General features: G+C 64.2%; 8 protein-coding genes. 5 read left to right on the top strand and 3 right to left on the bottom strand.

What is annotated here, in order from left to right; genetic code table 11:
* Positions 1 to 209 precede the first annotated feature (209 nt).
* From IRZ24_RS10035 to IRZ24_RS10020, 4 genes are all read left to right on the top strand, one after another.
* Positions 210 to 2,171 carry a glycoside hydrolase family 6 protein gene (locus IRZ24_RS10035; protein WP_297163371.1) on the top strand — a complete coding sequence of 654 codons (1,962 nt, stop codon included), beginning with the start codon at positions 210 to 212 and terminating at the stop codon, positions 2,169 to 2,171.
* A 357-nt stretch (positions 2,172 to 2,528) separates the two neighbouring features.
* Positions 2,529 to 3,158 (top strand): TetR/AcrR family transcriptional regulator, encoded by a 630-nt coding sequence (locus tag IRZ24_RS10030; protein WP_297163368.1) that lies wholly within the window; start codon positions 2,529 to 2,531, stop codon positions 3,156 to 3,158.
* An 88-nt stretch (positions 3,159 to 3,246) separates the two neighbouring features.
* Complete coding sequence (locus IRZ24_RS10025) at positions 3,247 to 5,172, top strand: chloride channel protein (RefSeq protein WP_297163366.1); 1,926 nt, start codon at positions 3,247 to 3,249, stop codon at positions 5,170 to 5,172.
* Between the two features lie 168 nt (positions 5,173 to 5,340).
* Positions 5,341 to 7,425 (top strand): PAS domain S-box protein, encoded by a 2,085-nt coding sequence (locus tag IRZ24_RS10020; protein ID WP_297163364.1) that lies wholly within the window; start codon positions 5,341 to 5,343, stop codon positions 7,423 to 7,425.
* 151 nt (positions 7,426 to 7,576) lie between these two features.
* Here IRZ24_RS10020 and IRZ24_RS10015 read toward each other — a convergent pair whose 3' ends face one another.
* The gene (locus IRZ24_RS10015) at positions 7,577 to 8,875 is read right to left on the bottom strand and encodes a multicopper oxidase domain-containing protein (protein ID WP_297163361.1); all 1,299 of its coding nucleotides are present in this window, start codon (positions 8,873 to 8,875) and stop codon (positions 7,577 to 7,579) included.
* 662 nt (positions 8,876 to 9,537) lie between these two features.
* On the opposite strand from IRZ24_RS10015, the gene IRZ24_RS10010 reads away from it, so the two are divergent.
* Positions 9,538 to 10,200: a DoxX family membrane protein gene (locus IRZ24_RS10010; RefSeq protein ID WP_297163358.1), complete on the top strand. Its 663-nt coding sequence runs from the start codon at positions 9,538 to 9,540 to the stop codon at positions 10,198 to 10,200.
* A gap of 204 nt (positions 10,201 to 10,404) precedes the next feature.
* Here IRZ24_RS10010 and IRZ24_RS10005 read toward each other — a convergent pair whose 3' ends face one another.
* Complete coding sequence (locus IRZ24_RS10005; RefSeq protein WP_297163356.1) at positions 10,405 to 11,118, bottom strand: response regulator transcription factor; 714 nt, start codon at positions 11,116 to 11,118, stop codon at positions 10,405 to 10,407.
* A 143-nt stretch (positions 11,119 to 11,261) separates the two neighbouring features.
* On the bottom strand, positions 11,262 to 12,296 hold a 1,035-nt coding region (locus IRZ24_RS10000), incomplete at its 5' end, for a HAMP domain-containing sensor histidine kinase (protein ID WP_297163353.1).

Genomic DNA, 12,296 nt, shown 5'->3' with positions numbered 1-12,296 from the left:
CCCCTCTTCTCCTCCCCTCTCCTGCTCAGCCCGCTTCCCAGGCCTCGCCAGCCCCTTCCCCTGAAAACTTTCAGCAGGGTCTTGACAACCGCCCGGCTCCCAACTATATTCTAATTTGAAACCGCTTACGTAATCGTTTGCGGTACCGATTTCACCACAAGCAGGAATGCAAGGATGCTTCCGCTCCCTCCCCAGCCTGCAGAACCTGCTTGTCGGGTTCTGCAGGGCGAGGAGCGGTAGCCAACCAAAGTCGTGCAAGGAAAGGAAGCACGAAGGGTATGACACCGCACACCTTTCGACGACAAAGCTTGTGGGGACGTAAGCACCTGCTAGCGCTGCTGGCCCTGCCCGTATTGCTGCTGACGGGCCTTGTTGGCAATCAGGCGCGGGTCCACGCTGCCAGCTACTGCCAGGTCACCTACACCGTGGTGAGCCAGTGGCCTGGCGGCTTCAGCGTCAACCTGGTGCTGCAGAACACCGGCAGCAGCACCTGGAACGGCTGGACCCTGACCTTTACCTTCCCCGCCAGTGGCCAGGCTGTCACCCAGGGCTGGAACGGCAACTTTAGCCAATCGGGCCAGAACGTGACGGTGACCAACGCCAGTTGGAACGGGACCGTCGCGGTCAACAGCTCGGTCAATCTAGGCTTCAACGGCACCTGGACGACGAGCAACCCGACCCCGACGAACTTCGCGGTCAACGGCAACGCCTGCGGCGGCAGCAGCGGCGGCAGTGGCACCCCGACGCCAACGCCGACGCCCTCGCCCACCCCGGGCAGCACTCCAACGCCGACGCCTTCACCAACGCCCACCCCGGGCGCCACGGTGACGCCGACGCCGACCGCCACAGCAACCCCGGCGCCGACCAGCACGCCATCCCCGGCGGTCCACGTTGACAACCCCTATGCGGGAGCTCAGGGCTTCATTAACCCCTACTGGGCGGCAGAAGTGAAGGCGGGCGCCGCCAGCGTTGGGGGCACCCTGGGCCAGAAAGAAGCCCAGGTCGCCAACTACTCCACCGCGGTCTGGCTGGATAGCATCGCAGCGGTCACCGGCGGGACCGGCTATCCGACCAACCTGGCCGGCTATCTGGATGCGGCGGAGCAGCAAGCGGCTTCCAGCAGCCTGCCGATCGTGATCACCTTCGTGATCTACGATCTGCCCAACCGCGACTGTGCGGCGCTGGCCTCCAACGGTGAGCTGAGCGTCTCCAACAACGGGCTGGCCATCTACGAGTCGCAATTTATCGACCCGATTGCGGCCACCTTCAGCCAGGCCAAGTACAGCAATCTGCGCATTGTGACCATCATCGAGCCGGATTCGCTGCCCAACCTGGTGACCAACCTCAGCATTGCCAAGTGTGCGGAGGCCAACTCGAGCGGGGCCTATGTGCAGGGGATTCAGTACGCCATCAACAAGCTGCATGCCATCCCCAACGTCTACATCTACGTTGACATCGCGCACAGCGGCTGGCTGGGCTGGACCAATAATTTCCAGAACGCCGTGACGCTGATCAGCAACACGATCAAGGGGACGACGGCGGGGGTCAACAGCATTGATGGCTTTATCAGCAACACAGCCAACTACACCCCGACCACTGAGCCGTACATGACGGCCAATGAGCTGATTGGTGGGCAGCCGGTGCGCTCGGCCAACTTCTACCAGTGGAACAACTACATTGATGAAATGCCCTACGACATCGACATGCGCAATGCCTTCATTGCGCAGGGCTTCCCGAGCACGATCGGCATGCTCATCGACACCTCGCGCAACGGCTGGGGTGGGCCGAACCGCCCGACGGGGCCGAGCAGTGCCACGGACGTGAATACGTTTGTGGACCAGACGCGCATCGATCGGCGCTACAGCCGGGGGAACTGGTGCAATCAGCCGGGTGGCATTGGGGCGCGTCCGCAGGCCAATCCGGCGCCGGGCTTTGACGCCTTTGTCTGGATCAAGCCGCCCGGGGAGTCGGATGGCTCCAGCACGCTGATCCCGCAGGGGCCGAACAACCCGACGGGCAAAGGCTTTGACCCGATGTGCGATCCCAACTATGGCGGCAACGCCATGAACAACTATCAGCCGACGGGGGCGATGCCGAATGCGCCGGTGGCAGGGGCCTGGTTCCAGGCGGGCTTTGACACCCTGGTCCAGAACGCCTATCCGCCCTTCTAAAGCGGCCAGCGGCGCAGGAAGGCCGGGAGAAAGCGCCGGAAAATCTCAAGGGCGGCCCCTACAAGGCCAATCTCAGAGGCTCCAGGCGACCAGGCAGATAGACCTCTTTCTCCCGGGGACTCCTCGTTCGGTCAGAGGCGGGTGCCGTGGCTGGCTCTTCCAGTCCAGTCGCGGCACCACCTTTTTTGGCCTGCCTGTCTACCCTCCTTCGGGGCGGCTCCCTGGCTCCTCCCCTGGTTTCCCTACTTGCCCTTGACAAGTGGTGTGGCCTGGGCGTACCCTGAATATGGGTGACCGGTCACCCACCAAAAACGGTAGACCCTCAAGCGGGGGCAGACGCTGTCAAGGAGCCAGACCATGCCGAAGATCGTCGACGAGCAGACGCGCGAAGCCACGCGCCAGCGTATCCTGCGCATAGCGGCCCGGGAATTCGCCCGCCTGGGCTTTGAGCAGGCCAACATCAACCTCATTGCGGAGCAGGCCGGGATTGGCAAGGGGACCATCTATCTCTACTTTGAGAGCAAGAGAGCCTTATTTCTAGAGATGCTGCGCTTCATTGCTCAGGCCCACCTGCAAGAGATCCGTGCCGCTCTGGCGGCCGGGGAGACCGTGCAGCAGCGCCTGGAGGGCCTCTTTCTCGCCTTTGTCAGGCTAGCGGAGCAAGAGAGCGATAGCTTCCACGTCTTCATGAGCGCGCTCTATGGCGTCAACCGCCTCTTCCAACAAGAGGCGACGGCCCTACTGAGGGAGTACGTCGCGGCCATTGCCCGTCTGCTCGCCGAGGGTCAGGAGCGGGGCGAGCTGAGCGTCCAGCAGCTAGAGGCCAGCGCCCTGATGGTGCTCTCGGTGACCGAATCCTACGTCCTGGCGGCGCGCGTCCTGGGCTACCCGGCCTCCGTGCTCGCGGACCAGGCCGGGGCGGTGGCCGACTTCATCCTGCATGGTCTCGCACCCTCAGCCCGCCGTCCCCCTGAGCGGCAGGAATAAAGCGCGGTGGCGCGTCCTCCTGCTGGCTTTTTGGCGCTGATTTTGACTGACCACCCACCCATTATCATAAAGAGGAGGCAGATACCGCATGCTGAGCGAGAGACTGATCATCGGCCTTCGGCGCTGGGAGCGTCGTGGGGGCCGGGAGCGTCGCGAGAAAGGAGTAGAGCGTCCTTATCTGCTCTGGAAATGGCTGCTACTCAGCAGTGCCATTGGTCTGGTAGCTGGTCTGGGGGCCATCGCCTTTTTCGAGGCCATTCACCTGGCGAGCGCCTTTTTCCTTGGCGTGCTGATTGGCTATCGACCGCCTGATCCGACTGGTGAAGGCAGTACGGTCTGGACGCCATTGTGGGGTGCAGCTCGTCCCTGGCTGCTGCCGCTGGTGACGACCGGTGGAGGCCTGCTAGCCGGCCTCATCGTTTTTCTCTGGGCGCCCGAGGCTGAAGGGCACGGGACCGATGCGGCCATCGCGGCCTTTCATCAGGGCAGGCCGATCCGGGCGCGTGTTCCCCTCATCAAGCTCGTTGCCTCGGCCATCACCATTGGCTCCGGTGGTTCTGGCGGGCGTGAGGGGCCTGCCGCCCAGATCAGTGCTGGCTTCGGCTCCCTCCTGGCGACGCTGCTACATCTTGAGGTCCACGAGCGCCGTCTGGCGATTGCCACAGGGATCGGCGCCGGTATTGGAGCCATCTTTCGGGCGCCGCTTGGGGGGGCCGTGCTGGCTGCAGAGATCCTCTACAAGGACGATCTAGAGGTTGAGGCCCTCCTGCCGGCGCTGATCGCCTCCATTGTCGGCTATAGTGTCTTTGGGATCTTCTCGGGCTGGAGTCCCATCTTTGCCGTTCCCGCCAATCTGGCCTTCAGCTCGCCCCTGCAGCTCCTCTGGTATGGCCTGCTGGGAGTAGGCTGCGGCCTAGTTGGGCGGGCCTATGCCACGGGCTTCTACGGCCTGACGGCCCTCTTTCACCGTCTGCCGCTCCCGCGCTGGCTCAAACCCGCCCTTGGCGGTCTACTGGTGGGTCTCATCGGCCTGGCGGTTCCCCAGGTACTGGGCATGGGCTATGGCTGGGTGCAACTCTGGATGCAAGCAGGCCTGAGCGCCTGGCCGCTCTGGGTGCTGCTCGCTCTCCCCTTCCTCAAGATCCTGGCGACCGGCCTCTCCATCGGCTCCGGTGGCTCGGGGGGCATCTTCGGCCCTGGCATGGTGATCGGGGCTGCCGTGGGGGCAGCGTTTTGGCGCCTGCTTAGTCCCCTGGTGCCAGGCATAGCGGCGCTGCCTGCTCCGTTTGTGATCGTGGCCATGATGGCGCTTTTCGGCGGGATTGCTCACGCCCCGCTGGCGGTCATGCTGATGGTGGCTGAGATGACGGGCAATCTCTCGCTCCTAGCTCCGGCCATGCTGGCTGTGGGGATAGCCGTGCTAATCGTCGGTGAGCAATCGATCTACAGCAGTCAGTTGAAGACGCGCGCCGATTCGCCGGCCCATCGCCGGCGCTGGGCCTTTCCGCTGCTCTCGCTGCTCCAGGTTCGTCAGGCCCTGCTGCCTCCTGAGCCTGTGCTGCTAGGCGCTCTCACGCTCTCTCAGGCGGAGTCGTTGCTGCGGAAGTGGCAGGTTGCCAGTGCGGCGGTCATCGATGAGCAAGGGACCTGGCTGGGCGGGCTGACGCTGGCGCAGGTGCTGGCCGTGGAAGCCAGCGAGCGGGAGCGGAGGCGCGTGACGGAACTGCTTGAGTCGCGGCAAGTCCTGGCGGTTGCGCCCACAGATCCGCTGGATCAGGTGCTGGCCATGCTGGTGGACCAGCGCTACGACTGGTTACCGGTTGTGGAGGAGCGCGCTGGCTCCCGGCGCCTGCTTGGCTATGTTTCCGCTCGTTCGATCCTGCAGGCCTATCAAGCGGCGCGCACGGCTCGTGTTTCGTCCGCTGAACCTAGGCCTGGACCGTTTGCATCCTCTCTTGTGGTGCAGGCCGGGACAGGGCGGGAGAGCGACCAGCTCCTCTCAGGAGAGGGCTGAGGTGAGAAGAGAAGGCGAGAGTCGCGCTTGTCGCTGGCGAGTGGCGATGCTATAATCCTTCTGACGAGAGCTAGCAGCATTGACAGGCAGCAACGCAACCTGAGAGCAGCCGTCTGATCCCTTCCCTGAGCGGTCTGGCGGCCTGCTTGCGTGGGAAGCGGAGGAGTCATGACAGCGCACGATCCTCAAGGGGCGCCGGAGCAGACGCCAGGGCAGCCAGTGCCCGCGTCCTCGACCTTTCCCCCAGGCATTGCTGACGTCACCTCTGTGCTCTTTCGCCAGTTTCTCGACCTCCTGCCTGATGCCCTCATCGTTGTAGACGAGCAAGGGCGCCTGGTCCAGGCCAACGCCCAGGCCACGGTGGTCTTTGGCTATCGTCGTGAGGAACTCCTTGGCCAGGCGCTGGATCTCCTTCTGCCGGAGCGCTTTCGCGAGATCCACCGCCGGCATGCGGCCCAGTACTTCAAAGCCCCGCGTCTGCGTCCGATGGGCATTGGCTTACATCTCTTCGCCCGTCACAAAGACGGGGGCGAGTTCCCGGTAGAGATCAGCCTCAGCCCCTTGCGCGTCGGCGACCGGCTCTACGTCATTGCTGCCGTGCGCGACATGACAGCCCAGCGGCGGGCCGAGCGAGAGCGCGCGCTCCTCCTCCAGAATCTGAGCCTGCAAGATGAACTACTGAACCAGGCCTACGATGCCATCATTCTACGTGACCCGCTTGACCGCATCCTGTTCTGGAATCGGGGGGCCGAGCGCCTCTACGGCTGGTCGGCCCAAGAAGCGCTAGGGCGCATCAGCACGCGTCTGCTCAAGACCGACTACCCCGGAGGGCTGGCGGCGGTACGCACCATCTTAGAGCGAGATAGCCAATGGGAAGGAGAACTGACCCAGGTCTGCCGTGATGGGCGCCTGGTGATCGTTGAGAGCCGCCAGGCCCTGGTACGTGACCAACACGGCCAGGTCCTGGCCACCCTGGAGATCAACCGCGACATCAGCGAGCGGCGCCAGCGCGAGCGCGAAGCGCGGGCCTTACTGGCGGGCCATCTCTCACTGCTAGAGCAGCTCTTTGAAGCTCTCCCCTTTGCCGTGGCTCTGGTAGCCGGAGAAGCAGCCCGGCTGCTCCTCGCCAATCAGGCTGTGCGTCGTGTCTGGGGGGCCGAGTGGCCATTAGGCCAGCCATTTCTAGACTTTCTTCAGGAGCATGCCATCGTCGTCAGCGACATGCGCGGCAAGGCCCTGGTGCCCGGAGAGCTAGTCACCCTACGCGTCCTACGGGAGCAGCGGGCCATTGCGCTCTATCAAGAGCAAATTCGCCGCGCCGACGGCTCGGCCCTGCCCGTCCTGGTGAGCGCCCTGCCGCTGCGAGTGCCGCCGGAGGCGCTGCAAGGCGAGCTGCTACGGCAACTCGCGCCGGGGGAGCCCCTGGCTCTGGTAATTCACCAGGACGTCACACCGCTCAAAGAGGCCGAAGAGCTGAAAGACGAATTCATCAGCATCGCGGCCCACGAACTGCGCACGCCCCTGGCCGCCCTCACCGGCTACGCTGAGATGCTTCTCCGTCAGACCGAGCGCGGGCATGGTCCCCCGCTGGCCCCCTGGCAGCGCGAAGCCCTGGAAGAGATCCAACAAGGCACGGCGCGCCTGGCCAGCCTGACCGAGGAGCTACTGGACCTCAGCCGTCTGCAAGCCGGGCGCCTCCAGCTCCAGCGTCTGCCAGCGGACATCATCCCCCTGGTGCGCCAGGTGGTGCGGCGTTTGCAGCAGACGACCGAGCGCCATCAGCTAGAGGTGCGGGCGCCGGCGGAGCCATTAGTAGCCCTCATCGACCCCCACCGCCTGGAGCAAGTCCTCAGCAATCTCATAGAGAATGCCATCAAATACAGCCCCCAAGGCGGCCCGATCCGCGTCAGCGTCGCGCGCGACGGCGACCATGACGGGCAGGCCCCGGCGGTGTTGATCAGCGTGCAGGATCACGGCATCGGCATCCCGCGTCATCAGCAGGGCCAGATCGGAGGCCGCTTCATGCGGGCCGAGAACGCGCGCGCCTGGGGCATCGAAGGCACAGGCTTAGGCCTCTATCTGGCCCGGGCCCTGGTTGAGCAGCATGGGGGGCGCCTGTGGTTCGAGTCGGAGGAAGGCCAGGGATCAACCTTCTTTGTGCGTCTCCCCTTATTGGGAGAGGAGAGCTGTGAGTCGCCAGAAAACGAAGAGACCACAACGGCGGCGCCCCCCGTTGGAGAGGCCGGGGCCTGATCCTGACCAGCCTGGCAGCGACCAGCTTTGCTGGTATCCTCTCGCCTTCACAGACGAAATGAAGCGCCTGGAGCAGAGAACACTCCAGGCGCTTCATTTGGTTGGGGCTTAGCGGAGACCTGGGCCTCAGCGGAATGCGAGCAGCTAGCGGCTAACGGTCGTAGATCACCAGCATCACCAGGCCGCCCATCTCGCTCTCATTCTGCCCCGGGTTCATCAAGTGCGAGAGAATATGACAATGAAAAGGGTAGATGCTGCCCGGGGCGGCCCAGGCTGTAAAGATCAGATCGTAGGTCTCCCCGGGAGCCACCTGCAACGTATCGCGCTGATAGGGCTGAGTTAAGGGATGACCATCCTGAGCGATGACCGTGAAGATGTGGCCGTGCAGGTGCATCGGATGGATGCTGAGCGTATCGGCCCCGATCAGGCGCAGGTGTACGGTCTGGCCATGTTTGACGTGCAGCGGCTGAACATCCGGGAAACTCTTGCCATTGATGACGTAGTAGCCGCCGGGCAAGGTACCGATGAAGGCCGTGTAGTCGACGTCGGCATGCACCGCCGTACGAGCCTGGGGCGAGCCGGGGCGCGGATCAACGATAAAGGCTCCGTAGCAGCCCCCGGCGACCTCGTTGACGTCGTTATAGTGGCTGTGATACCAGTGGGTGCCGACATCCTGGTCGTGGACCGTGAAATCGTAGACGTAGCTCTGACCGGGCTGGATCGGCTGCTGGCCGAGGCCGGGAACACCATCCTGTTGACTGGCTACCTCCAGGCCATGCCAATGGATGCTTGTCGCCTCGTGGAAGTGGTTGATCACCGTGATACGTACATGGTCGCCGGCGGTGACGCGGATCATCGGCCCCGGCACGGTGCCATTAAGGGTATAGGCTGGGACCCAGGTGCCTTTGACGACCTCCCACAGCACTTGCTCGGCCACCAGCGTGAAGTGTTTGGCGCCATCCGGATCGCGCACATAGGGAGCGAGCTGGTTCCCCTGGCTCTGGGTGGCGCGCGGCAGAGCCGCGGCGGTGGCGGTAGCATTGGCGTCCTGCCCGCTTGTATTCATGCTGCTCATGCCGCTCATGGCCGTGCCCTGCTCCGAGCTGGAGCTGGCGCTGCCACCTGGGCCGCCACTGGCAAGAGTACTGCCGATGCCGAAGCTGAGGACGGCCACCATAATCAGCAGGGCGGTCACCAGCACAGCCAGGGGCGCTATGATGCGGCGCCAGGGATAGGCGGGCGTCGGCTGGCGACGGCGTACAAAAAGGACCTGGCTGTTCCCAGCGGCGAGGTGGCGGTAGGTCTCTGGGCGGTAGCTGCCGGCCTCCAGGATGATGGGGCCTGGCGCTGAGGCCTGCTCGCCCCTGGCCGGAGCCGTCGCTGTGGCTTGCGGCTGTGATCTCTGATCTTGGTCTTCGAGAGCTGTCTTTCCCTCTTCTGGCGATGCCATTCTGCTGCCTCCTATCTATGAACAGGGAGATAGTTGCGCTTCCTTCTCTGATCTTGCTTGTTGTCTCGCTGAGCGTTCGCCCAATCTGTGGGCGGTGGGCCGGGCCGGCTTACGGCTTCGGCTCACATCAGCAACAGTAGCGCTGCCAGGTGTCAGCCGGCTCACAAAGCCGGTTCCTCTTCTCTCAGAGCCATCACAGCCGGACTCAGCGGGTTAGTCGCTGCCTCACCAAGCCATCGCTGGCTGAGATCACGCCTGTGTCGCTGGCGGCTGGCGGCTGGCGACTGGCGACTGGCGGCTGGCGACTGGTAGGATTATCTTATAGTCATGATTAGGGCACGCTGGAGAAACGGGCCGCGAGGGGGCCGGTGTGATGGCCCTGTGATGGAGGTGGAGGAGGCCGAGAGCGGCTTGTGAGAACGATAGGCTATAGTCCCTCTTGGAAGCGGTGGAAGGAAGCGAGGACGAGGGAGGAGAAGGGCGGCTGTGGTGCCAGGGCCGGCAAGGGGAGGGAGAAGGCCAGCTCGGGTGCTGCTACCCGCCGCTGCTCCTCCGAACGGAGCCAACCGTTGGGGGCGAGCAGCGGCGGCCAGCCGGGCCGCCCGTCTGACTGGAATGATCGGTCTCGCTTGTTCGCTCTGATACAGGAGGGAGGATCACCTATGAAAGTCATCGGCATCTTAAAGCCACGTTCCGTCACGCAGATCCCTGAGCCGCCACTAGCGCGCTTCCTCTTTGCCGACACGCGCATGGCCTGGCTCTGGCTGCTCGTGCGCCTCTATGTTGGCTACGAATGGCTAACCGCCGGCCTGGAGAAGCTCACTGGCTACAACTTCGCCTTCGGGGCTGGCTTTGGCCAGCGCAGCGGCAGCCCCTGGGTCTTCAGCGGTCATGACGGCCTTGCCATTCAAGGCTTCGTCAAAGGAGCGCTGGCCCTCAGCAGCGGGCCGCACCCGGCGGTGCAGGGCTGGTACGCGGCCTTCTTGCAGCATATCGTCCTGCCGAATGCCGGCCTCTTCGCCTACCTGGTGACCTTTGGCGAGGTGCTGGTTGGTCTGGGCCTGATCTTCGGTGCTCTAACGGGCATAGCGGCCTTCTTCGGCGTCTTTATGAACCTGAACTTCCTGCTGGCCGGCGCCGTGAGCATTAACCCGGTGCTGGGCACGCTGGGCCTCTTCCTGATGCTAGCCTGGCGCATCGCCGGCTACTATGGACTCGACAGCCTGCTGCTGCCCCTGCTAGGGACACCCTGGACCGGCTCACTGCTGAGCCGCCTGCGGGCCCAGCGCACGGAGCCGCTGGAGGCGGGGGCTGGCAGCCACTAGCAGACAGTTGCGCTCGCTTCCAAAGCCGAGGGGAGTGCTGACCGCACCATCCAGGCGGCTCCCGCCTCCAGGCCACCAGCGGACTGGAGAGCGGGGGCTGCCTTGGAGCAAGAGAGAGAGCCAGGACCCGTCACCGGGCCTGGCTCTCTTATGAACCTCACTGAGGCAGCAGCCATCTCAGACCGAAGGCCAGCCCGACGGCCCTCAGAGATCCTCGGGGGCGGCCAGCATATACCCGACGCCGACCTTAGTACGGATATAGCGCGGGTGAGCCGGATCATCCTCCAACTTGCGCCGCAGGCGATTAATATTCACCTGGAGCATATGGCTCTCTCCAACATACTCCGCCCCCCAGACGCGTTCTAAGAGCAAGTCCTGCGTCACCACCCGTCCGGCATGCTGTGCCAGGTAAGCCAGGAGCCGATACTCAGTAGGAGTCAGCGCGATCTCGCGTCCGGCCCGCGTCACCTGGTGACGCGTATCATCGATCGTCAGATCGCCGATCGTGATAATCGAGCGCAACCCGCTCACACGCTCGCCGCTGCTGAACTGAGCACGGCGCAACACGGCCCGCACACGAGCCAGCAGCTCATCAATGCTGAAAGGCTTCGTCAAATAGTCATCGGCGCCCAGGTCCAGGCCGCGCACCTTATCCTGATCCTGGCCGCGGGCCGTCAGCAAAATGATGGGCACCCCGGAATACTCGCGCACCCGCTGGCAGACACTGAAGCCATCCAGGCGGGGCATCATCACATCGAGCAAAATCAGGTCCGGCTGCTGCTCCTTGAACACGGCCAGAGCCTGTTCGCCATCGCCGGCGGTCAAAACGGCGTAGCCTTCCAGCTCCAGATTGCGCGAGACCAGGCGCAGCAGATGCGGATCATCGTCGACACACAGAATCGTTGTCTTTCGCACCATGCTCCTCTCTTCCTCCTCGTGCGAGCGCGTGATGGATCGAGCTTCTCTGCTAGTCAGATAGGCTCTACGAGCCGGGCGAACCGGCGAGAGCGGGAGCGGCCTAAGCGCGCGGCTGGCCGAGCCTGCGCTGAGCCAGGCAGGTCTCAGGTAACGGGGGTCAGAGCTGGCAGCAGCACATGAAAGCGGCTGCCCTGGGCCGGCTCGCTCTCGGCCCAGATCTGGCCGCCCTGTAACTCGACCAGATACTTACAGAGCGTCAGGCCCAGGCCCAGGCCACCGCCCGGGCGCGCCAGACCGGTATCACCGCGATAGAAGCGCTGGAAAATCTGCGGGAGCTGTTCCGGGGGAATGCCGCGTCCCTGATCGCTCACGCAGATCTCGATCGCCGGCGCTGGCTGGACCGTTCCAGCCCCCGAGGCTGGCTCTGGCTGTGGACGCAGGATCACACTGATCTCTCCCCCAGCGGGCGAGAAGCGAATAGCATTCTCCAACAGATGGTCAAGGATCTCGCGCAGGCGGCGGCGATCAGCCAGCACCGGGGGAATGCTCTCCGCTGGCCTGCCCTGTGCATCAAGAAGCAATACCCTAAAGACGAAGGTTCCCACCTGCTCGGGAGGCAGCCGCTGCTCTGCAGCGAGCAGCGCTTCCTGCACCACGCTCAGCGGATCGACAGCGGTCGGCTCCAGGCGTAACAGGCCGGCCTCCAGCTCGCTCAGCTCCAGAAAGCGATCGCAGAGCTGGATCAAGCGCTCACTGGCCTCCTCCATCGCGCTCAGCAATGAATGCCGCTCGCTCAAAGGAAGGCGGCGCCCGTGGCGCTGGAGCGTTGAGACGGAAGCGCTGATGACCGCCAGCGGACTGCGCAGCTCGTGGCTGAGCGTAGCCAATAGCTCGCTCTGAGGACCAGCCGTTCCCGCTCTGGCTGACTCGCTGGAGGGCCTGTTTTCCTCGGCTGAGCGGGCCGCCGCACTCAGCAGCTCATCGACCAGGGCCTGACGGATCAGGGCAGCCACCAGATGCTGATTGGCCCCGATCACGGCTGTACTCGCCTCTAACCAGGCTTCGGTCTGAGCTGGAGCCGGCTGATCCGAGCGCCCCAGCAACACCAGCAAGGCGGGCCAGGGGGCCGGGGCGGTAGCCGGGGGGGCCACTCGGATTCCCGTCGCTCGCCTTAAGGA

The organism is Thermogemmatispora sp. (assembly GCF_019683755.1).
In the GTDB taxonomy this organism is placed as follows: Bacteria; Chloroflexota; Ktedonobacteria; order Ktedonobacterales; family Ktedonobacteraceae; genus Thermogemmatispora.
Note: the sequence above shows the minus strand (reverse complement) of the source record. Positions and strands in the feature narration are given on the sequence as shown.

Bases quoted from the DNA above. Each gene is read 5' to 3' on its own strand.
- IRZ24_RS10030 (WP_297163368.1), top strand. From the start codon at position 2,529: ATGCCGAAGATCGTCGACGAGCAGACGCGCGAAGCCACGCGCCAGCGT.
- IRZ24_RS10025 (WP_297163366.1), top strand. From the start codon at position 3,247: ATGCTGAGCGAGAGACTGATCATCGGCCTTCGGCGCTGGGAGCGTCGT.
- IRZ24_RS10020 (WP_297163364.1), top strand. From the start codon at position 5,341: ATGACAGCGCACGATCCTCAAGGGGCGCCGGAGCAGACGCCAGGGCAG.
- IRZ24_RS10015 (WP_297163361.1), bottom strand. From the start codon at position 8,875: ATGGCATCGCCAGAAGAGGGAAAGACAGCTCTCGAAGACCAAGATCAG.
- IRZ24_RS10010 (WP_297163358.1), top strand. From the start codon at position 9,538: ATGAAAGTCATCGGCATCTTAAAGCCACGTTCCGTCACGCAGATCCCT.
- IRZ24_RS10005 (WP_297163356.1), bottom strand. From the start codon at position 11,118: ATGGTGCGAAAGACAACGATTCTGTGTGTCGACGATGATCCGCATCTG.